The following is a 20,121-nucleotide window of genomic DNA, read 5'->3' as shown; positions in this document are numbered from 1 at the left end:
TTGGCGCGGTTTTCTAAATTCAGAGAACCGGGGCTGATCGCTTGTTTACGTCCCGATATTGGAAGCAGGCTGCCATTGTGGCTGTCGAGCAGAGACCGGAAGTCAAGGAGAACAGGCGTGGCCCGTATTGCTGGCGTCAATATTCCGACCAACAAGCGCGTTGTTATTGCGCTGCAGTATATTCATGGCATAGGCTCAGCCTTCGCCAAGGAAATCACGGAGAAGGTCGGCATCCCGGCGGAACGTCGTGTCAACGAACTTTCCGACGCCGATGTAATTCAGATCCGCGAAACGATCGACCGCGACTATCAGGTCGAAGGCGATCTTCGTCGCGAGCGTTCCATGAACATCAAGCGTCTGATGGACCTGGGCTGCTATCGCGGTCTTCGTCATCGTCGCAACCTGCCTGTCCGTGGCCAGCGCACGCATACCAATGCGCGCACCCGCAAGGGGCCGGCCAAGGCCATCGCAGGCAAGAAGAAATAGGGCTGCGCGGTATCGCGCTGTCCCGCCACCCGTCTTTGGGCAGGCTTTGAGAATTGGGGTCGGGGTTATCCCCGCCCGGTGTAGCCGCTGGAAATACGGCGGTGTAGAGATCTCTGAAAGGTAAGATATGGCTAAGGAAGCCCGTGTTCGCCGTCGCGAGCGCAAGAACATTTCGTCGGGAGTGGCGCACGTCAATTCGTCATTTAACAATACGATGATCACCATCACCGACGCACAGGGAAATGCAATCGCCTGGTCGTCCGCCGGCGCAAAAGGCTTCAAGGGTTCGCGCAAGTCGACTCCGTTCGCCGCGCAGATCGCCGCCGAAGATTGCGCCAAGAAGGCTCAGGAACACGGAATGAAGTCGCTTGAGGTCGAAGTTTGCGGACCGGGTTCCGGTCGCGAATCGGCGTTGCGCGCGCTTCAGGCCGCTGGCTTTACGATTACCTCTATTCGTGACGTAACGCCGATCCCGCACAATGGATGCCGCCCTCGCAAGAAGCGCCGCGTCTGACCGCATCGAACATCCAAAACCAAAGAGCGCATGACGCGCTCCTCTTGGTTCTCCAGCTCTTTTGTCACGATTGGATGGTGGCAAGGAACGGAAGGCAAGACATATGATTCAGAAAAACTGGCAAGAGCTTATCAAGCCGAACAAGATCGAGATCACCTCGTCGGGGCGCACCGGCGCCCGTCTGATCGCCGAGCCGCTGGAACGCGGTTTTGGCCTTACGCTCGGCAACGCGCTGCGTCGCGTTCTGCTGTCGTCGCTGCGCGGCGCTGCAGTCACCGCTGTTCAGATTGATGGCGTTCTTCACGAGTTCTCGTCGATCGCCGGCGTCCGCGAAGACGTGACGGACATCGTCCTCAACATCAAGGAAATCGCCATCAAGATGGAAGGCGACGAGCCCAAGCGCATGGTTGTGCGCAAGCAGGGCCCGGGCGCCGTCGTCGCCGGCGACATCCAGACGGTCGGCGATATCGAGATCCTCAATCCGGACCACATCATCTGCACGCTCGATGAAGGCGCCGAAATCCGCATGGAATTCACCGTCGCCAACGGCAAGGGCTATGTGCCGGCTGATCGCAACCGCGCCGAAGACGCTCCGATCGGACTGATCCCGGTCGACAGCCTCTATTCGCCGGTCAAGAAGGTCTCCTACAAGGTCGAGAACACCCGCGAGGGACAGGTTCTCGATTATGACCGCCTGATCATGACGCTCGACACCGACGGATCGGTGACCGGTGAAGACGCTATCGCATTCGCCGCCCGTATCCTGCAGGACCAGCTTGGCGTGTTCATCAATTTCGACGAGCCGCAGAAGGAAGTCGAGGAGACGCAGGCGACGGAACTCGCGTTCAATCCGGCTCTGCTGAAGAAGGTCGACGAACTGGAGCTGTCGGTCCGCTCGGCGAACTGCCTGAAGAACGACAACATCGTCTATATTGGCGATCTCATTCAGAAGACCGAAGCCGAAATGCTGCGTACGCCCAACTTCGGTCGCAAGTCGCTGAACGAGATCAAGGAAGTTCTCGCATCGATGGGTCTGCACCTCGGTATGGAAGTGCCCGCCTGGCCGCCGGAAAATATCGAAGATCTGGCCAAGCGCTACGAAGATCAATATTGAACCAGTAACCCGCAGGCTTGAGGTCTGCATCACAGGAGAAAGCTCATGCGCCATCGCAAGTCAGGCCGCAAGCTCAACCGGACTGCCAGCCACCGCAAGGCGATGTTCGCCAACATGGCGGCAGCTCTTATCGAACACGAGCAGATCATCACCACCTTGCCGAAGGCCAAGGAGATCCGCCCGATCGTCGAGAAACTCGTCACGCTCGGCAAGCGCGGCGATCTGCACGCTCGCCGTCAGGCTATCTCGAAGATCCGCGACGATGAAATGGTCCGCAAGCTTTTCGACACCATTGCGTCGCGCTACGCCGACCGCAATGGCGGCTATACGCGCATCATGAAGGCCGGTTTCCGCAGGGGCGACAATGCTCCGCTCGCAGTCATTGAATTCGTTGATCGCGACGAAAGCGCCCGTGGCGCAAAAGATTTCGCCCGCCTCGAAGCGGATGCGAATGAAGAAGAAGCAGCAGCATAAGAACTGACTGCTCCGAATGAACTCGAAGCCGGGCTGCAACGCCCGGCTTTTTTCGTTTGTTTCGAAGCCTATATACCTGGCGACATTACAATTTGGTAATCGTGACAAATTGCCTTCTTTATGGCAGTTCAGATCGATTATCATGGTAGCGATTCAATCAAATCAAGACCAATCGGAGTTGCCCCATGCGCAATAAGAGAGTGCTGTATCCTGTGATTTTGGCCGTTCTGGCCGTCGGGTCGGCAATCATGATCGCGCAGGCGCGGGCGCCGTTCGGCAACAGCGTTCTCGGCGGGTTTGTCGCCGGTTCGTTCAGCGAAACAAAGGTCGCTCATGTGCCGCTGCCGGTTCACAATGCGGCCGCGAAGCGCGTCGTGCCGAACAGCCAGGCGCAGTTGCTCTATTCCTACTCGGAACTCGTCAAGAAAACCGCCGGCGCTGTCGTCAACGTCTATGCCGAAAGGATGGTGCGCCAGTCGTCGCCCTTTGCCGGAGATCCTTTCTTCGAGCGTTTTTTTGGACAGCGCATGCCGCATCGCAGTCAGAAGCAATCGAGCCTCGGTTCCGGCGTCATCGTCGACGCAACCGGTTTGATTGTGACCAATAATCACGTCATCGATGGCGCTGACGAAATCAAGGTGGCGCTCGCCGACGGCCGGGAATACTCAAGCAAGGTTCTGCTGAAGGACAAGCGGGTGGATATCGCCGTCCTGCAGATTGAAGGCAATGATGTTTTCACCGCCATCGACTACAGCGATTCCGATCGTCTCGAAGTCGGCGACATTGTTCTTGCAATCGGCAATCCCTTCGGTGTCGGCCAGACCGTGACCAGCGGCATTGTCTCGGCGCTGGCGCGCAACGGCATCGGGATTTCCGACTTCGGCTTTTTCATCCAGACAGACGCAGCCATCAATCCGGGCAATTCCGGCGGCGCGCTGATCGACATGCACGGCAATCTGATCGGCATCAATACAGCGATTTTCTCGCGGTCGGGCGGCTCCAACGGAATTGGTTTCGCGATCCCCGCCAATATGGTGAAAGCCGTGGTCGATGCAGCCAAGCGGGGCGATGAGCGGTTCAAGCGGCCTTATATAGGGGCGACCTTCTCCGCAGTCACAGGGGATATGGCGGAAGCCCTGGGTATGAAAAGGGCCAGCGGCGCGATCGTCACGGATGTCGCAGAAAACGGGCCTGCCGACAAAGGCGGTTTGACTGTCGGTGATCTGGTCATTTCGATGAATGGCGTTGTGGTGGAGCATCCCGATGCGCTCGGCTACCGATTGGCGACTGCAGGTGTTGGCAGGGACGCCGAGTTCGAGGTCATGTCCCGCTCGAAGATCAGGAAAATCACCATCACCCTTGAAGCGCCTTGGAGCCGCGGCAAAGGGGCGGAGACCGTGATTTCCGGCAACAATCCCTTCGCAGGCGCAACTGTGGCTGACCTCGTTCCAAAACTTGCCGAGGATCTGAACATGCCAACGGGTCAGGAAGGCGTCGTGATTCTGGCGGTCGAATCCGGATCGCCCGCCGTGCGTTTCGGCCTGAAGGAGCGCGACATCGTCACGGTGGTCAACGGCAAAACAGTTACAAGCGTCAATCAGATGGTGGAAATTGTCAGCCGTCGTCAGCCCTATTGGAGGTTCGAGATCAATCGCGATGGAAAGCGGTTCAGCCAGTTGATACGATAGTCTGCATGTCAGACCTGTTTGCTTCACTTGCGGATGAAATGGCGGAACGCAGCCGGCCATTGGCCGATAGGCTGCGTCCGAAAAGCATTGCCGAGGTGACGGGGCAGGAACATCTCACCGGCGCCGACGGCGTGCTGTCGCGCATGCTTGCGACAGGGTCGCTCGGTTCGATGATCTTTTGGGGGCCGCCAGGAACCGGCAAGACCACGGTGGCGCGGCTACTCGCCAATGAGACGGATCTCGCCTTCGAGCAATTGTCGGCGATCTTTTCCGGCGTAGCGGATCTCAAGAAGGCGTTCGATGCGGCGCGCGCGCGTCGCATGTCAGGCCGGCAGACGCTGCTTTTCGTGGACGAGATCCATCGGTTCAACCGGGCCCAGCAGGACAGTTTCCTGCCGGTCATGGAGGACGGCACAGTCATCCTCGTCGGCGCAACCACGGAAAATCCGTCCTTTGAACTCAACGCCGCTCTGCTTTCGCGGGCACGGGTGCTCACGTTCAAATCGCATGCCGAAGAAAGTCTCGGCCGATTGCTCGAGCGCGCTGAAGCGCTCGAAGGCAAGTCGCTCCCGCTCGATGATGAGGCGCGGGCAAGCCTTGTGCGTATGGCGGACGGCGACGGGCGCGCCATCCTGACGCTCGCCGAAGAGGTGTGGCGGTCGGCGCGAGAGGGCGAGACCTTCGACGCAGAAGCGCTGCAGGAGTTAGTGCAGCGGCGAGCGCCTGTCTACGACAAGAGCCAGGACGGGCATTACAATCTCATCTCGGCGTTGCACAAGGCGGTGCGTGGTTCCGATCCGGACGCCGCGCTTTATTACCTGTGCCGCATGTTTGACGCTGGCGAGAGCCCGCTGTTTCTCGGCCGGCGTCTGGTGCGCATGGCGTCCGAAGACATCGGACTTGCCGATCCCCAGGCGCTTGTCGTTGCAAACGCCGCCAAGGACGCGTACGATTTTCTCGGGTCGCCAGAGGGAGAACTGGCGCTGGCGGAAGCCTGCATCTATCTCGCCTGCGCGCCGAAATCGAACGCGGCCTATGTCGCGTACAAGGCGGCCATGCGGGCGGCAAAGGAGTACGGCTCGCTGCTGCCGCCGAAACACATTCTCAATGCGCCCACAAAACTCATGAAGAGCGAGGGATACGGGAGCGAATATCAGTACGATCACGATACACCCGACGCCTTTTCGGGACAGGATTACTTCCCGGAAAAGATGGGTCGGCATACTTTCTACGATCCGCCCGAACGCGGCTTTGAAAGGGATATCCGAAAACGGCTCGACTATTGGGCCAATCTGAGACAGCGCAAGCAGGCGGCGGATGGCGAAGACGATTGACGATATGCTGATCGGCGTTCTCGGGGCAGGCTCGATCGGCTGCTATGTCGGCGGCTGTCTTCAGCAATCGGGATGCGCGGTCCGCTATTTCGGTCGTGAACACGTCGCGTCGGATATTCGGTCAGCCGGGTTGCGCCTGACATCCCATGACGGACGAATGGCGGACCTGCCTGCGGAGGCCGTGGATTTCAGAACAGATCTATCCGGACTGGAAGAATGCGACATCCTGCTCGTCTGTGTGAAAAGTCCGGCGACGGAAGAAACGGCCGCTGCAATGGCAGGCGCGATTGATTCCAACGCCGTCGTGATCAGTCTGCAGAATGGCGTCGCCAACGCCGATGTTCTGAGACGCCGTCTGCCTGATAGTACGGTTCTCGCCGGCATGGTCGCCTTCAACGTCGCGCGTCTGCAAGGCGCGCATTTTCATCTCGGAACGGATGGCGACATCTATATCGAGGATCACCCGGTCGCCCGCGTGTTTGTCGATCGCCTGAACGCGGCCAGCGTGAGTGCAAAAACATCGCTGGACATGAAGGCCGTGTTGTGGGGCAAGCTGCTCCTCAACCTCAACAATGGGCTCAATGTGCTCTCGGATATGCCGTTGCGTCGGCAGTTGCTCGATCGCGACTATCGCCGCGCGCTTGCGCTGCTTATCGAGGAAACGCTGACTGTGCTCAAAACCGCCGGCGTAAGCCCCGCAAAGATAGGAAAGGCGCCTCCAGGACTGATGGCCTCGATCCTTCGGCTTCCGAATTGGCTGTTCGAGCGCGTGGCGGCAAGCATGCTGAAGATAGACGACAAGGCCCGGTCGTCCATGCGCGACGATCTTGACAGAGGCCGCAAGTCGGAGATTGCCTTTATCAACGGCGCGGTGGTGGAACTGGCGGCAAAGCTCAATGCGTCCATACCGGTCAACGCCGCAGTGATCGCGCTCGTCGAGGATGCTTTCGCAATGGGACAATCGCCGGCGCTCGAGGGCAGGGATCTTCTTCAGCGCTTGCAAAAGGCGGCCGCGTGAGAACCAGGATTGCAGAGGGCGAAGAGGTGGAACCGTGTGCTTTTGGCTGCTTGTCAAGCAGCGTCGCCGCACTATATCGGTAGCTCCATTATAAGGGCTCATCTCCATTTCAATGCTGAAATTGAGGTTTCCCGAAACAAAGCCAGACTGGTGAATAGCCTGAATTTTCGTCGATTCCCGAAACAAAGCCAATTTGAAGAGAAGCCGGATTCGGCAAAATCCCGAAACAAAGCCAGATTGTCGGAATGGCCGAATTTCAACGGTTTGACGGTTCCCAAGGACGATGAAAGTCTCTAAACGCTAAGGAATGTACCACTTTCTCATCGTCGCTCTCGGAGGAGCCGTCGGGGCTTCGCTTCGTCATCTGACTAGCCTGTTGACCCTGCGGTGGTTTGGACCGGGATTTCCGTGGGGAACGCTGACAGTAAACATCGTGGGGTCATTCCTGATAGGCGTATTCATCGAACTGCTGGTCCGAAAATTTGATAGTTCGCAAGAACTGCGTTTGCTTGTTGCGACAGGGATTATGGGTGGCTTCACGACTTTCTCCGCCTTCTCGCTTGATGTCGTGGTCATGTGGGAGCGCGGTGCGACGCTGACGGCGGCGGGATATGTGCTTGCAAGTGTGGCGCTGTCGATACTTGCGCTTTTCGCGGGACTGGCGCTTGTTCGCGGCCTTACCTAGGAATGATCGGAATCATGGCGGGTGTAGAACAGAAAACCGTTGATAGCGACGAGAGCGGCATGCGCCTCGATCGCTGGTTCAAGACCCATTACCCGGGTCTCGGTTTCGGTCGCCTGCAGAAGCTTCTGCGGTCGGGCCAGATTCGCCTTGATGGCGGCCGCGCAAAAGCCGATACGCGTATTCAGCCCGGCCAGACGATCCGCGTTCCACCTCTGGATGCGGAGAAGCCGACGAGCGCTGCAAAATCCACCAATGCATCCGACGCCGAACGTTTGTCAGCTATGCTGATCTATGAGGATCCGAAGGTATTTGTGTTCAACAAACCTGCGGGTCTGGCCGTGCAGGGCGGCTCCGGGGTCGCGCGGCATGTCGACGGCATGCTGGAGGCCTGGCGCAACAAGAGAGGCGAGAAGCCGCGTCTGGTTCATCGGCTCGACAGGGATACGTCGGGCGTGCTGGTCGTCGCCCGGACGCGGCAGGCCGCGCAGCGATTGACAGCCGCCTTTCGTGAGCGCGCCACTGAGAAGGTCTACTGGGCTCTGGTCAAGGGCGCGCCGGGCAAGAAGGAAGGCCGGATCTCGACCTGGCTTGTCAAGGAAACGACGCCGGATGGGGATCGCATGCGCGTCGCAAAGCACGGCGAGCCGGACGCTGACCATGCCGTCTCCTACTACCGGGTGATCGAACAGGCGGGCCAGAACCTTTCCTGGCTTGAAATGCAGCCCTATACCGGGCGCACCCATCAATTGCGCGTCCACGCCGCCCATCTCGATTGTCCGATCATCGGCGACCCCAAATATTTCGAAGCCGATCAGAACTGGGATTTCCCGGGCGGCCTCCAGAACAAGCTGCACCTGCACGCCAGGCGCATTGTGATACCGCATCCGGACGGTAAGGGGACTGTCGATGTGACGGCGCCGCTCCCGCCACACATGGTCCAGAGCTGGAACCTTCTGGGGTTCGACAAGGATCACGCCGAATGAAGCTCGTTCTTTTCGATTGCGACGGCACGTTGATCGACAGCGCCCACGTCATCCACGCCAGCATGGAAAGGACGTTCGCCGAAGAAGGTCTTGCCGTTCCGGAACTGCATCACACCAAGTCCATCATCGGGTTGACGCTCGACAAGGCTATCTCGGTGCTTATGCAGGAAGAGATCAATGACCGGATCGTCAACATGGTCGTGCGCTACAAGCATCACAGTCTGACGATGCGCGAGGAGCAGGAGGTTCACGAGCCGTTTTACGACGGTATATGGGACCTGCTCGACGAGTTGCGCGGCCGGGACGACATCTTGCTCGGGGTGGTCACCGGAAAGTCGCGGCGCGGCCTTGATAATTTGCTCACGCGCCACGGCCTGGAGAAGGCAATCCTCACAAGCCGCACCGCCGATGAGTGCCCTTCTAAGCCACACCCCGCCATGGTGCTTGAATGCTGTCGCGACGTAGGCGTGGACGTGGCTGACACGATCGTGGTCGGCGACGCGATTTACGATATGCAGATGGCGCGGTCGGCGGCCGCCAGAGCGATTGGCGTTACCTGGGGGTATAGCACGCCGGACGAACTGACGGAGGCCGGAGCGCACAGCACGATCAGCCATCCGTCGGAAGTTCTCGATCACCTGATAGGCGTGACGGAGTAGATATGCGGGATTTGCTTGAAGAACTGTATGACGCGCAGAAGGACGCCGATCCAGTCCGTCTGGCCCAGGGACATTCCGGCCGGCAATTGCCCAAGCGTTTCTATGAACAGGCGGCTGCCGCTGAGGAAGACGGCGGGTTCGTCGTGCAACTCGACGGCAAGACCGTGCGCACGCCGGCCAGGTCTGTTCTGAAGCTGCCGACGCCGGCGCTGGCTGAACTGATCGCCGACGAATGGAACAGCCAGGAAAAATTGATCGATCCGGCCGCCATGCCCGCGACGCGGCTCGCGAATACCGCTCTCGACGGCGTAGCCCTGGAAGCCGAAGCAGTGCTTGAAGATGTTCTGCGCTTTGCCGGGACGGATTTGCTTTGTTACCGCGCCGGTTCTCCGGAGGGGCTTGTAGCCAGCCAGAACGAGGTATGGGATCCGATCATCGATTGGGCGCATTCCCGGCTCGGAGCCCGTTTCGTGCTTGCCGAGGGGGTGATGCATGTCGAGCAGCCATCGGAATCCCTGCGCGCGGTCAACATTCACCTGAAGCAGTTCCAGGATCCATTCGTCGTTGCGGCGCTGCACAGCATGACGTCCCTGACAGGGTCTGCATTGCTGGCGCTGGCGGTGGCCTTCCAGGAAATTGAAGCGGAAGAAGCCTGGGCTGCGGCGCATGTCGATGAAGACTGGAATATCCGGCAATGGGGCGAGGATGCGGAGGCGCGTCTGCGACGCGAGTTCAGACAGCGCGAAATGATGGCTGCCGCCAAAACGCTGCAGGCGGTTACGGGCGGTTGAGCGGCGTGGGTTGATTGGGCTACAAGGTGGCTGGAACAGAACGTATCGGGGGATCAAATTGAAAGACGTGTTGCTGGAATTGCAGGAGCGCCGCGCGGAAGCGAGAATCGGCGGGGGGCAGAAGCGCATCGATGTGCAACATTCTCGCGGAAAGCTGACCGCGCGCGAGCGCATCGCAACATTTCTCGACGAGGGCTCCTTCGAGGAATTCGACATGTTCGTGCAACACCGCTGCACCGATTTCGGGATGGAGGAAACCAGGATACCCGGCGACGGCGTCATCACTGGCTGGGGCACGGTCAACGGCCGAAAAGTATTTGTTTTCGCCAAGGACTTCACGGTTTTCGGCGGCTCTCTCTCGGAAGCTCACGCAGCCAAGATCACCAAGCTGCAGGACATGGCGTTGCGCAACCGCGCGCCAATCATCGGGTTCTATGACGCCGGCGGAGCGCGCATCCAGGAAGGCGTGGCCGCGCTCGGCGGATACGCCGAAGTGTTCCAGCGCAATATCCTCGCTTCCGGCGTTATACCGCAGATTTCTGTCATCATGGGGCCCTGCGCCGGCGGTGATGTCTATTCGCCGGCCATGACCGATTTCATCTTCATGGTGCGCGACACATCCTACATGTTCGTCACCGGACCGGATGTCGTGAAGACCGTTACCAACGAGACGGTCACAGCCGAGCAATTGGGCGGCGCGTCGATCCACACGACGAAGTCCTCGATCGCAGACGGCGCCTATGAAAACGATGTCGAGGCGCTTTTGCAGATGCGGCGTCTTATTGACCTTTTGCCACTTTCCAACACGTCGGAAGTTCCGGAAATCGACAATTTCCAGCCGATCGATGTTCCCGACAAGTCGCTGGATCTCGTGATTCCCGACAACGCCAACAAGCCCTACGACATCAAGGAAGTGATCCAGAAGACGATCGACGAAGGCGATTTTTTCGAGATTCAAGCCAAATTCGCCGCCAACATCGTATGCGGCTTTGGCAGGGTGGAAGGCCGAACAGTGGGGTTTGTCGCCAACCAGCCAATGGTTCTTGCAGGCGTTCTCGACAGCGATGCGTCCAGGAAGGCGGCGCGGTTTGTGCGTTTCTGCGACTGTTTCGGGATTCCGATCGTTACCTTCGTCGATGTGCCGGGCTTCCTGCCCGGAACGGCTCAGGAATATGGCGGACTGATCAAGCATGGCGCGAAACTGCTGTTCGCCTATGGCGAGGCCACAGTCCCGAAGGTCACCATCATTACACGCAAGGCCTATGGCGGCGCCTATGACGTCATGGCGTCGAAACACCTCAGGGGTGATCTCAATTACGCCTGGCCGTCAGCCGAAATCGCGGTTATGGGCGCGAAAGGCGCGGTCGAGATCATCCACCGCAAGGATGTCGGAGATCAAGAGAAGATTGCGGCGCATACGAAACGATACGAGGAACGGTTTCTGTCGCCATTCGTGGCGGCCGAACGCGGTTATATAGACGAGGTGATCATGCCGCATTCGACGCGCAAGCGGGTCGCTACTGGACTTCGGCTTCTACGTGAGAAAAATCTGACAAACCCATGGAAAAAGCATGATAATATTCCATTGTAGTCGTGCGGTAATTCCGTCAGATCGCTGAATCGCGGATCGGCGTCAGTCGGACGCCGGTGATGCGATAGGTTCCGTCATCCTGTCTGGCGAGAATGTAAACGGCCTGCCAGCTCTTGCCTTTCGTATCGGTGATCAGCAGTTCCTGTATCATCAACCTGCCATCGCCTTCGCTGGCGTTTCGGCCGAAGGTCAGATTTCCTGGACGGTAGATCGGGCCGTACCTGTTCTTCACCATTTCCATGAAGCGCTGGGTGTCTGGAAAGGCGCTCTTGATACCCGGAGCCGCAAAGGAATAGGCGGTTTCCCCATCATCGCTTCTAAACGCCTCGATCTGTTGTTTGATGATGCCTTGAACGATTTTGGCGTTGTCTTCGGCCCGCGCCAGTCCGATCGAGAGCATGAGCGAGAAGACCAGGAATGCCACCATACGCATGAAACATCTCCTTGTATCTCTTTTGTTCGCCCGTTTTATTTACGCTCACGATGCGAAATCAGATCACCTGATGGTACTCCGGATCTGCGATGGTGTCATCTGGTTGTCGTATTTGCACAAGGTGCATGACGCAGTGGATGGTCATGGGCCCGTCCAAATTGTGTCACTCTGACGGTCAAATGGCGTCGGTTGGTTCGGCGATGGACTGCTTGCGACAGAGCCATAGGACACTGCGGACACAACCGCAGAATTGATCTGATGCGATGAACAGTGGTTGTATTGTTCTCGCTCCTATAGGGCTGGGGCGTTGTTATGTAACTAAAAATAAAGGATTTTCAACAGCATACCGGCGCATTCCAGGGAATTGACTGTTGACTTGTCACCCTGCCTCTTGCGACACTGGCTGCGAATTAAAAAATGCCCGACCAACGGGCTTCCTCAATGAAGGAGGGGAATATGGGTGGTGTATTGCCGCTGGTCGGCAAGCGACTCCTGCTGGGCTTGGTGACCCTGCTGATAGTTTCTATAATTATTTTTGGCGCCGTCGAACTGCTTCCAGGCGATGTGGCCCAACAAATCCTCGGGCAATCTGCGACGCAGGAAACAGTAGACGCCTTACGCGAGGAATTGGGTCTGAACAAGTCTCCTGTTACCCGCTATTTCGAATGGCTTGGCGGCGCGGTTCAGGGCGATTTCGGAACGTCGCTCGCCAACAAACGGTCGGTGACTGCGCAGATCGCTCCGCGTTTCGCGAACACGTTGTTTCTCGCAGCCTATGCCGCGGCCATCTCTGTGCCACTCGCCATATTCCTCGGCGTTCTGACTGCGCTTTACCGAAATTCTGTCTTCGACCGGGTGTCCAATGCTCTCAGCCTCGTTTCCATATCCTCGCCGGAATTCTTCCTGGGATATGTTCTGATCGCTTTCTTCGCCGTTCAAAGCCAGCTCTTCCCGTCGATTTCGAATGTCACCAGCGGCATGGATTTCGATGACAGGATTTATCGGACCACACTGCCGGCGGTCACGCTTGCTCTCGTCGTCACGGCCTACATGATGCGCATGACGCGCGCTGCGATCATCAATCTGCTCGCGTCTCCCTATATCGAGATGGCGCGGCTCAAGGGCGTGCCCAACGCGCGCGTCATCACCCATCACGCTCTGCCAAACGCCCTCGCGCCGATCATCAACGTCGTCGCGCTCAATCTCGCCTATCTCATCACAGGTGTTGTCCTCGTCGAGGTGGTGTTCGTCTATCCCGGCGTCGGCCAGTTGCTGGTGGACAGCGTCACGAAACGAGACTTTCCAGTCGTACAGGCTTGCTGTCTGATCTTCGCGGCCACGTTCATCATGTTCAATCTCATCGCGGATGTCGGATCGATCCTGTCCAATCCGCGCCTGCGTCATCCGAAGTGAGGAGGGGATAATGGTTTCCTTTGCTGTCATCTATTACGCCCTCCTTATCATCGCGTGTTGCGTAGCCGCGTTTTACCGGCAGCGATCAGGGTTGATCGTCCTGTTCGTGCTGCTTTGTATTTCGCTGATTTCCGGATTGCTGGGCGGCGTTGATGTTCTGATAAAAATCACAATAGGGGTCGCGCTGCTGGCGGCCGCCGGCGGCATTTCGTACAGCTTCCGCGAAACGCTCACCTACATCTTGCCGCATGAACCCGCGAGACTCATGCGCAAGGCGCCGTTGACGGCGGCTTTCGGGTTGCTCGTCATCATCGCCTATGTCATCGCGGCGGTGTTTGCCCCGATAATCGCCCCTTTCGGCGAGGCGCAAGTGGTTGGCAGTTCCTTCGCGCCGCCGGACGATGTCATGATCCTCGGCGGCGACCAGCTCGGTCGAGACCTGTTCAGTCGCCTGATCTACGGCGCCCGCAACACGGTCGGCATCGCTGTACTGACGACGGCGATCGCTTTTATCGTCGGCACCGTCGCGGGCCTCGTTGCCGCGTCTATGGGTGGTTGGGTAGATCAGGTGCTGGGCCGGATCGTCGATATCCTGATGGCCATTCCGCAGTTGATCTTCGCGTTGCTTTTGCTGACGATCGTCGGCACCAGCGTCGTCAATCTGACCCTCGTCATCGCCTTGTTGTATTCGCCCTTGATATTCCGTCTCGTCCGGGCGGTCGCCGGCAATATCGTGGTGATGGACTACATTGAGGCCGCGCGGTTGCGTGGAGAATCGACCTGGTATCTGACAACGAAGGAAGTGCTGCCCAATATCACCGCGCCTCTGGCCGCCGAATTCGGGCTGCGGTTCTGCTTTGTCTTCCTTGCGATTTCGGCGCTGTCCTTCCTGGGTCTTGGTATTCAGCCGCCAACAGCCGACTGGGGATCGATGGTGCGTGAAAACGCATCGCTGATTTCCTTCGGCCTGCTGACGCCGCTTATTCCGGCGGCGGCTATCGCGTTGCTGACGGTCGCCGTGAACTTCGTGGTCGACTGGATGCTGCATATTTCGTCGGGATTGAAGGAGTAGACGATGGTGAAGGAAAAAAGCGTTCTGCTCGAAATCAAGGATCTGCGGATCGAAGGCTATTCGGACGAAGAGTGGACAGAGATCGTTCACGGGGTCAATCTGACCCTTCACCGCGGCGAGGTCATGGGGCTGATCGGCGAATCCGGAGCCGGCAAGTCGACCATCGGTCTGGCAGCCATGGGGTTCACCCGCGACGGGTGCCGCATCTCGGGCGGCTCGGTGCTGTTCGACGGCATGGACCTCACTACGGCCTCGCGTGCTGAGCGTCGGGCTCTTCGCGGCTCGCGGATCGCCTATGTCGCGCAGTCGGCCGCAGCCTCCTTCAATCCGGCGCACAAGCTGATCGAGCAACACACCGAGTCCGGGCGTTTGCACAAGATCAGTTCGAAGTCCGAGATGGAGGCTGATGCGATCGAACTCTACCGGCGACTGCGGCTTCCCAATCCTGAGGAGATCGGCTTTCGCTATCCGCACCAGGTTTCCGGTGGTCAGTTGCAGCGTGCAATGACCGCGATGGCGATGAGTTGCCGTCCGGATCTGATCATCTTCGACGAGCCGACGACGGCGCTCGACGTGACGACGCAGATCGAGGTGCTCGCGGCGATCAGGGACATTGTCGAGCAGTTCAACACGGCTGCCCTGTACATCACGCATGATCTCGCCGTCGTGGCCCAGATGGCGGACCGCATCAAGGTTCTCCTGAAAGGGGACGAAGTAGAGGAAGCCGAAACCAGGAAAATGCTGGCCGATCCGACGGAGGATTACACCAAATCCCTCTGGTCGGTGCGCAGTTTCGAGCGTGAGCAGAAGCCGCAACCGCCAGCAAGTGAAACGCCGCTGATCTCGGTCCGTGGCGTAGACGCCTCCTACGGTCCCGTACAGGTGCTCAAGGGTGTTTCATTCGACATCTATCGCGGTCAGACGGTGGCCGTGGTTGGCGAATCCGGTTCCGGCAAATCGACGACCGCCCGGTGCATCACCGGGCTGCTGCCGCCCGACGCCGGCGAAATCCTGTATGACGGCGAGGTGATGCCGGCCCGGTACCAAAACCGCAGCAAGGAGCAACTTCGCCAGGTCCAGATGATCTACCAGATGGCGGATACAGCGCTGAATCCTAAAAAGACGATCGGTGAGATCATCGGCAGGCCGCTGCAATTCTATGGCGGACTGCGCGGAGCAGAACTGAAAACGGCGATCGACCAGTTGCTGAATCAGATCGAACTCGAACCTTCGCTCTATTACAACCGGCTGCCGTCGGAGCTCTCGGGAGGGCAGAAGCAACGCGTCGGTATCGCGCGCGCGCTTGCGGCAGGCCCCACCTTCATCATTTGCGACGAAGTGACCAGCGCGCTCGATCAGCTTGTCGCGGAAGGAATTCTGCGCTTGCTTGACCGGCTGCAGAAGGAACTGGATCTCGCCTATATGTTCATCACCCACGACCTTGCGACCGTGCGAGCGATCTCCGACGTGGTCGTCGTCATGAAGGAAGGCGAGGTGGTTGAACAGGGACCCAAGGATGTGATGTTCAAGCCGCCGCACCACGAGTATACGGACCTTCTTCTGTCATCGGTGCCCGAAATGGATCCGGACTGGCTCACGCATCTTCTTGAGGAACGCGGCGTGGACAATGTCGGCGAGGCGGCGCACGACAAAAAAACCTGACGTCGAGAACGCCAGGTTTTTTGAAAGTCTTGTGAGCTCCGGATCGAAATCCGGAGCTCTTTTTATTGATCTCAGCTTTCGAACCACCAGCGCTCGTAACCGCGGGCGCCGTCAAGCTCCCAGTTCGAGGCGATGAAGTCGCCGTGGGCGACATTGTCGCGACGGCCCATGACGCGGTTGATAAAGAACGGCACGACCGTTCCGCCATCGTCGCGGCACAGAAGCTGCATTTCCTGGTACATGTCGCCGCGCTTGGCTTCGTCCAGTTCGGACTTCGCTTCGACAAGAAGCTTGTTGAACTGGTCGTTGACCCAGTGGCTTTCGTTCCAGGCTGCGCCTTCCTTGTAAGCCAGCGAGAACATGACATCCGGTGTCGGACGCGCGCCCCACTGCACAAAGACAAACGGTTTGACCAGCCAGACGTTTGACCAGTAGCCGTCATTCGGCTCACGCACCACATTGATGTCGATGCCGGCCGCCTTTGCGTGTTCGGAGTAGAGCACGCACATGTCCACGGCGCCGCTCATCACGCTGTCTGCGGCGGAGAGGTCGACATTGATCGATCCGAGGCCGGATTTTTCCATGTGGAACTTGGCCTTGTCCGGATCGTAGGAGCGTTGCTCCAGATCCGCCCAGTAGGGCAGGGACGGCGCAATCGGATGGTCGTTGCCCAGGCTGCCGTAGCCGAAGAGGATCTTCTCGATGATTTCTTCACGGTTCATGGCGTATTTCAGAGCCAGTCGCACATCAAGATTGTCGAAAGGCGCAACGTCGCAGAACATCGGTAACGTGACATGCGAGCCGCTGGGCACATTGTCGATCTTGATGCCAGGCGCGCGTTCCAGCAGGCCGACAGTCTTGAGATCGACCGAAGTGATCGCATCGACGTCCCCGGTGACAAGCGCCGTCTGGCGTGCGTTAGCATCGTTCAGCGTCAGCATGTTGACGGAATCGAAATAGGCGCCTTCGCGGTGCCAGCCGTCATGCCTGGAAAGCTCCGCGCGTACGCCCGGATCGAAATTGTCGATCTTGTACGGGCCGGTGCCGTCGCCACTTTCCCAGTCGACGCCGCCGTTGCCGTCCGACGGCAGCATGACGAGGTGGTAGTCGGAGAGCAGGTAGGGCAGGTCGGCGTTGCCCGCAGCCATCTTGATCACGACGGTCAGGTCGCCGTCAGCCTTGATGTCCACAACGTCGGTGAGGAGCGCCTTGGCCGCCGAAGTGGTTTTCTCTCCGCGGTGGAAGTTGAGAGACGCCACAACGTCTTCGGCGGTCAGCTTCTTGCCGCTGTGGAACGTGACGTTGGGGTTGAGCTTGAAGGTCCACTCGGATGCGTCGGCCGAAGCTTCCCAGCTGTCGGCGACATCCGGACCCAATTCGTTGGTGTTGGTGATCAGCGTGAGATAGCCGCGAACGGCGTGCGAAAGCTGGATCATGAAAACGCTTTCCGTCGTTCCCGGATCCAGGCTGTCGGCGGTGTTGCCGTCATGAACGCCCACGCGAAATGTTCCGCCCTTTTTCGGCGTCTGTGCAGCGACCTTTGTAGACCACAGGGTCGAGGCGGCGGCTGCCGTCGCGCCAGTCGCCAGCGCGCCTTCCATAAATCCACGGCGGCTCAGACGCTTCTTGCGAGCCTGCTCGATTATGGATTTGATAAGTGCGTCGGTTTCTTGCTTTTTCATTTCGTTTCCCGTTTTTTGAGCGATAATTATCGTAATTTTTCTTGTTATGGCCGCAGTCTAGCAACATCGAATTGAATGTCCATGGTCGAAACCCGACACTCAGGGCTGCATTTTCCCCGATAAGTCGTGGCTGAAGCGCACTTTGTGCAACTTCTGCTTGGTTCAGGCCGCTTGTGCGGTGGACAGCTCGATATAGCGCGCCATGTGGTAATCCACATCGCCAAACTGATGATCGATCATGATGAGCCGCTTGGCGAAATGCGGCAGGGAATACTCCCAGGTCATGGCGATACCGCCATGCATCTGGATGGCTTCCTCGGCCACGAGCCTGCCGACCTGTCCACACAGCGTCTTGGCCGTGGAGACCGCCTTTTCCCTCTCGATCCTGTCGAGCTCAAGCCTTCCGGCCGCATTGATGACAGCCGAACGGGCCTGTTCGATCTCGGTCAGGACCGTCGCCATGCGGTGCTGTAGCGCCTGGAACTTGCCAATCGGCACGCCAAACTGTTTGCGGGTCTTGAGGTAGTCGAGCGTGATGTCCCGGCAGATTTCCATTAGTCCGATCGATTCGGCGCATAGGGCCACATTGGCCCGCGCTACGGCCATTTCGATCGCCGGATACGCCTTTCCTTCAGCGCCAAGGACAGCGCTGTCAGGGACTTTCACGTCGTTCAGCGAAATTTCGGAAGCGCGCAGACCGTCGATCGTTGGATAACCGCGTATCTCAACCCCGTCCGCGTCGGCCGGGAGGAGAAAGGCGCAGACGCCGTCTTCGTCCCATTCTCCGCCGGATGAGCGCGCCGTGACGACCAGCAGGTCGGCCGTGTCGGCGTTAAGGACAACCGCCTTGTTCCCGTTGAGGGTCCAGCCATCCGCGCTCCTGGAACAGGTGGTCTTCACGGCGCAAACGTCGTAGCGGCTGTCGGGCTCTCCATGCGCAAGGGCGGCGAGGCGGCCGCCGGCGATGATGTCGGCCAGCGTCGATTTCTGTTCGTCATCGCCGAGCCGCGAAATCACGCTGCCGGCCAGTACCGCCGACGCCACGAAAGGTTCAACGACAAGGCCGCGGCCAAGCTCCTCGAAAAGAACGCTGATATCGAAGCCTGCGCCTCCGAAGCCGCCATCCTCCTCGCTGAACAGAGCGCCGATCAGGCCGAGTTCGGCGAATTGGCTCCACATCTCCCGGGAAAAACCATCAGCCGAATCTGCGATCTCGTGTCGTTTCTCCAGCGGATAATTGTCTGCGACAAATCGGGCGACCATGTCCTTCAGCATCGCCCTGTCTTCGGTAAGTGTGAAGTCCATTCAAAGCCCCATCATCATCTTGGAGATGATTCCGCGCTGGATCTCGTTGGATCCACCGTAAATTGTGATCTTGCGATTGTTGAAGTATTCGGCCGCAACAGGCGCGGCGTAGTCCGGTCCGATCGGTTCCTGATTGTATCCCGCGTCCAGCGCCTCCGACACGAAGGGCATGGCGTAGGGGCCAAGAGCGCGCCGGGTCAGGTCGTTGATCGCCTGGCGGATCTCGGTTCCCTTGATCTTCAGCATCGAACTCATAGGCCCTGCATTGGCGACGCTGTCCGGCGACGAGAGCAGCCGCAGGTTCGTTGTGGACATGGCGTCGAGATCCATTTCGATCTGGGCAAGCCTTTGTGCGAAGTAGGGATCTTCGATCAGCGGTTTGTCGCGGATCGTCTGAAGCTTGGCGATGTGCCGCAGATGCGCCAGCGCAACTTTGTTGGCTCCGACATTCGCGATATTGGTCCGCTCGTGGGTCAGGAGATATTTCGCGTAGGTCCAGCCCTTGTTCTCCTCCCCGATGCGGTTCTCGACCGGCACGCGGACATCGTCGAAGAAGACCTCGTTCACTTCATGCGTGCCTTCCAGCAGGATGATCGGCCGCACCGTGATGCCCGGCGTATCCATATCGATCAGCAGGAAGGAAATCCCCTCCTGTGGCTTGCCTTCGGTCGAGGTGCGCACGAGGCAGAAAATCTTGTTGGCGTATTGCCCAAGCGTCGTCCATGTTTTCTGACCATTGACGACATAGTGATCCCCGTCACGCACAGCCCGGGTCTTCAGCGAGGCGAGATCCGAACCGGCGCCCGGTTCGGAATAACCCTGGCACCACCAGTCGGATCCGTCGAGAATGCGCGGTAGGTAGTAGTCCTTCTGCTCATCCGAGCCGTACTTGATCAGCACAGGGGCGAGCATCTTGAGGCCAAATGGAATGATCCGCGGAGCGCCGGCCGCGCAGGATTCATCCTCGAATATCTGTTTCTGTACGGCGTTCCAGCCGGTGCCGCCATATTCCACCGGCCAGCCGTCGGCGAGCCATCCGCGGCTGTTGAGGATGTCATGCCAGCCCTGCATGTCGTCTCGAGTAAGGCGCTTGCCGGTCAACACCTTGTCGGAAAGAGATTTCGGCAATTCCTTGTCCAGGAATTCGCGAACTTCGTCGCGAAACGCCAGTTCCTCATCGCTATAGTTTAGATCCATTGCTCGATCCTTCGGTCAGT

19 protein-coding genes are annotated in these 20,121 nt (G+C 58.7%); 15 read left to right on the top strand and 4 right to left on the bottom strand.

The genetic code is table 11. The features are described from left to right. The first annotated feature begins 117 nt into the window (after window positions 1-117). The 12 genes from rpsM to AAFN47_RS03730 all read left to right on the top strand — a co-directional run bounded on the left by rpsM (window position 118) and on the right by AAFN47_RS03730 (window position 11,337). The gene (gene rpsM, locus AAFN47_RS03785; RefSeq protein ID WP_499807867.1) at window positions 118-486 is read left to right on the top strand and encodes a 30S ribosomal protein S13; all 369 of its coding nucleotides are present in this window, start codon (window positions 118-120) and stop codon (window positions 484-486) included. Between the two features lie 127 nt (window positions 487-613). Next, window positions 614-1,000 (top strand): 30S ribosomal protein S11, encoded by a 387-nt coding sequence (rpsK, locus tag AAFN47_RS03780; protein WP_499807866.1) that lies wholly within the window; start codon window positions 614-616, stop codon window positions 998-1,000. A 103-nt stretch (window positions 1,001-1,103) separates the two neighbouring features. Next, the gene (locus AAFN47_RS03775) at window positions 1,104-2,114 is read left to right on the top strand and encodes a DNA-directed RNA polymerase subunit alpha (RefSeq protein WP_220227446.1); all 1,011 of its coding nucleotides are present in this window, start codon (window positions 1,104-1,106) and stop codon (window positions 2,112-2,114) included. A gap of 45 nt (window positions 2,115-2,159) precedes the next feature. Beyond that, the gene (gene rplQ / locus AAFN47_RS03770; protein ID WP_499807865.1) at window positions 2,160-2,588 is read left to right on the top strand and encodes a 50S ribosomal protein L17; all 429 of its coding nucleotides are present in this window, start codon (window positions 2,160-2,162) and stop codon (window positions 2,586-2,588) included. A gap of 185 nt (window positions 2,589-2,773) precedes the next feature. Continuing rightward, window positions 2,774-4,276 (top strand): DegQ family serine endoprotease, encoded by a 1,503-nt coding sequence (locus tag AAFN47_RS03765; RefSeq protein ID WP_499807864.1) that lies wholly within the window; start codon window positions 2,774-2,776, stop codon window positions 4,274-4,276. A gap of 5 nt (window positions 4,277-4,281) precedes the next feature. After that, complete coding sequence (locus tag AAFN47_RS03760; RefSeq protein ID WP_499807863.1) at window positions 4,282-5,610, top strand: replication-associated recombination protein A; 1,329 nt, start codon at window positions 4,282-4,284, stop codon at window positions 5,608-5,610. After that, window positions 5,594-6,628: a 2-dehydropantoate 2-reductase gene (locus AAFN47_RS03755; protein ID WP_499807862.1), complete on the top strand. Its 1,035-nt coding sequence runs from the start codon at window positions 5,594-5,596 to the stop codon at window positions 6,626-6,628. Before AAFN47_RS03760 ends, AAFN47_RS03755 begins: the two co-directional genes overlap by 17 nt. A gap of 307 nt (window positions 6,629-6,935) precedes the next feature. After that, window positions 6,936-7,313: a fluoride efflux transporter CrcB gene (gene crcB, locus AAFN47_RS03750; RefSeq protein ID WP_499807861.1), complete on the top strand. Its 378-nt coding sequence runs from the start codon at window positions 6,936-6,938 to the stop codon at window positions 7,311-7,313. Between the two features lie 14 nt (window positions 7,314-7,327). Then, the gene (locus tag AAFN47_RS03745) at window positions 7,328-8,296 is read left to right on the top strand and encodes an RluA family pseudouridine synthase (protein WP_499807860.1); all 969 of its coding nucleotides are present in this window, start codon (window positions 7,328-7,330) and stop codon (window positions 8,294-8,296) included. Beyond that, complete coding sequence (locus AAFN47_RS03740) at window positions 8,293-8,955, top strand: HAD-IA family hydrolase (protein WP_499807859.1); 663 nt, start codon at window positions 8,293-8,295, stop codon at window positions 8,953-8,955. The genes AAFN47_RS03745 and AAFN47_RS03740 overlap by 4 nt, the downstream gene beginning before the upstream one ends. A gap of 2 nt (window positions 8,956-8,957) precedes the next feature. Further along, window positions 8,958-9,746: an ATP12 family chaperone protein gene (locus AAFN47_RS03735; protein WP_499807858.1), complete on the top strand. Its 789-nt coding sequence runs from the start codon at window positions 8,958-8,960 to the stop codon at window positions 9,744-9,746. 58 nt (window positions 9,747-9,804) lie between these two features. Next, complete coding sequence (locus tag AAFN47_RS03730) at window positions 9,805-11,337, top strand: acyl-CoA carboxylase subunit beta (protein ID WP_499807857.1); 1,533 nt, start codon at window positions 9,805-9,807, stop codon at window positions 11,335-11,337. Between the two features lie 16 nt (window positions 11,338-11,353). Here AAFN47_RS03730 and AAFN47_RS03725 read toward each other — a convergent pair whose 3' ends face one another. Next, window positions 11,354-11,770 (bottom strand): DUF4864 domain-containing protein, encoded by a 417-nt coding sequence (locus AAFN47_RS03725; protein ID WP_499807856.1) that lies wholly within the window; start codon window positions 11,768-11,770, stop codon window positions 11,354-11,356. A 456-nt stretch (window positions 11,771-12,226) separates the two neighbouring features. Between AAFN47_RS03725 and AAFN47_RS03720 the strand changes: the two genes are divergently transcribed. Genes AAFN47_RS03720 through AAFN47_RS03710 form a run of 3 tightly spaced genes read left to right on the top strand, consistent with a single transcriptional unit; the run spans window position 12,227 to window position 15,917 of the window. After that, complete coding sequence (locus tag AAFN47_RS03720) at window positions 12,227-13,183, top strand: ABC transporter permease (RefSeq protein WP_499807855.1); 957 nt, start codon at window positions 12,227-12,229, stop codon at window positions 13,181-13,183. Window positions 13,184-13,193: 10 nt separating this feature from the next. Then, a complete protein-coding gene (locus AAFN47_RS03715; protein ID WP_499807854.1) occupies window positions 13,194-14,255 on the top strand; it encodes an ABC transporter permease in 1,062 nt (353 codons plus the stop codon). Between the two features lie 3 nt (window positions 14,256-14,258). Further along, window positions 14,259-15,917, top strand: coding sequence for an ABC transporter ATP-binding protein (locus AAFN47_RS03710; protein ID WP_499807853.1), 1,659 nt, complete (start codon window positions 14,259-14,261; stop codon window positions 15,915-15,917). A gap of 71 nt (window positions 15,918-15,988) precedes the next feature. Here the strand turns inward: AAFN47_RS03710 and AAFN47_RS03705 are convergent, their stop codons facing one another. From AAFN47_RS03705 to AAFN47_RS03695, 3 genes are all read right to left on the bottom strand, one after another. Next, window positions 15,989-17,599, bottom strand: coding sequence for an ABC transporter substrate-binding protein (locus AAFN47_RS03705; RefSeq protein WP_499807852.1), 1,611 nt, complete (start codon window positions 17,597-17,599; stop codon window positions 15,989-15,991). A gap of 162 nt (window positions 17,600-17,761) precedes the next feature. Beyond that, entirely contained in the window at window positions 17,762-18,904 is a 1,143-nt protein-coding gene (locus tag AAFN47_RS03700; RefSeq protein ID WP_499807851.1) for an acyl-CoA dehydrogenase family protein, read from the bottom strand. Continuing rightward, entirely contained in the window at window positions 18,905-20,101 is a 1,197-nt protein-coding gene (locus tag AAFN47_RS03695; protein ID WP_499807850.1) for an acyl-CoA dehydrogenase family protein, read from the bottom strand. Window positions 20,102-20,121 lie beyond the last annotated feature (20 nt).

Source organism: Hoeflea sp. CAU 1731, assembly GCF_039888615.1.
GTDB lineage: Bacteria > Pseudomonadota > Alphaproteobacteria > Rhizobiales > Rhizobiaceae > Flavimaribacter.
The sequence above is the reverse complement of the archived record's forward strand: the minus strand, read 5'-3'. Positions and strand labels throughout refer to the sequence as shown.

What these genes read in the sequence shown, in the direction of transcription:
- AAFN47_RS03755 (WP_499807862.1), top strand. Translation starts at nt 5,594, where the DNA reads ATGGCGAAGACGATTGACGATATGCTGATCGGCGTTCTCGGGGCAGGC.
- AAFN47_RS03740 (WP_499807859.1), top strand. Translation starts at nt 8,293, where the DNA reads ATGAAGCTCGTTCTTTTCGATTGCGACGGCACGTTGATCGACAGCGCC.
- AAFN47_RS03760 (WP_499807863.1), top strand. Translation starts at nt 4,282, where the DNA reads ATGTCAGACCTGTTTGCTTCACTTGCGGATGAAATGGCGGAACGCAGC.
- AAFN47_RS03715 (WP_499807854.1), top strand. Translation starts at nt 13,194, where the DNA reads ATGGTTTCCTTTGCTGTCATCTATTACGCCCTCCTTATCATCGCGTGT.
- AAFN47_RS03720 (WP_499807855.1), top strand. Translation starts at nt 12,227, where the DNA reads ATGGGTGGTGTATTGCCGCTGGTCGGCAAGCGACTCCTGCTGGGCTTG.
- AAFN47_RS03710 (WP_499807853.1), top strand. Translation starts at nt 14,259, where the DNA reads ATGGTGAAGGAAAAAAGCGTTCTGCTCGAAATCAAGGATCTGCGGATC.
- AAFN47_RS03765 (WP_499807864.1), top strand. Translation starts at nt 2,774, where the DNA reads ATGCGCAATAAGAGAGTGCTGTATCCTGTGATTTTGGCCGTTCTGGCC.
- AAFN47_RS03700 (WP_499807851.1), bottom strand. Translation starts at nt 18,904, where the DNA reads ATGGACTTCACACTTACCGAAGACAGGGCGATGCTGAAGGACATGGTC.
- AAFN47_RS03775 (WP_220227446.1), top strand. Translation starts at nt 1,104, where the DNA reads ATGATTCAGAAAAACTGGCAAGAGCTTATCAAGCCGAACAAGATCGAG.
- rpsK (WP_499807866.1), top strand. Translation starts at nt 614, where the DNA reads ATGGCTAAGGAAGCCCGTGTTCGCCGTCGCGAGCGCAAGAACATTTCG.
- AAFN47_RS03725 (WP_499807856.1), bottom strand. Translation starts at nt 11,770, where the DNA reads ATGCGTATGGTGGCATTCCTGGTCTTCTCGCTCATGCTCTCGATCGGA.
- AAFN47_RS03735 (WP_499807858.1), top strand. Translation starts at nt 8,958, where the DNA reads ATGCGGGATTTGCTTGAAGAACTGTATGACGCGCAGAAGGACGCCGAT.
- AAFN47_RS03745 (WP_499807860.1), top strand. Translation starts at nt 7,328, where the DNA reads ATGGCGGGTGTAGAACAGAAAACCGTTGATAGCGACGAGAGCGGCATG.
- rplQ (WP_499807865.1), top strand. Translation starts at nt 2,160, where the DNA reads ATGCGCCATCGCAAGTCAGGCCGCAAGCTCAACCGGACTGCCAGCCAC.
- AAFN47_RS03695 (WP_499807850.1), bottom strand. Translation starts at nt 20,101, where the DNA reads ATGGATCTAAACTATAGCGATGAGGAACTGGCGTTTCGCGACGAAGTT.
- AAFN47_RS03705 (WP_499807852.1), bottom strand. Translation starts at nt 17,599, where the DNA reads ATGAAAAAGCAAGAAACCGACGCACTTATCAAATCCATAATCGAGCAG.
- crcB (WP_499807861.1), top strand. Translation starts at nt 6,936, where the DNA reads ATGTACCACTTTCTCATCGTCGCTCTCGGAGGAGCCGTCGGGGCTTCG.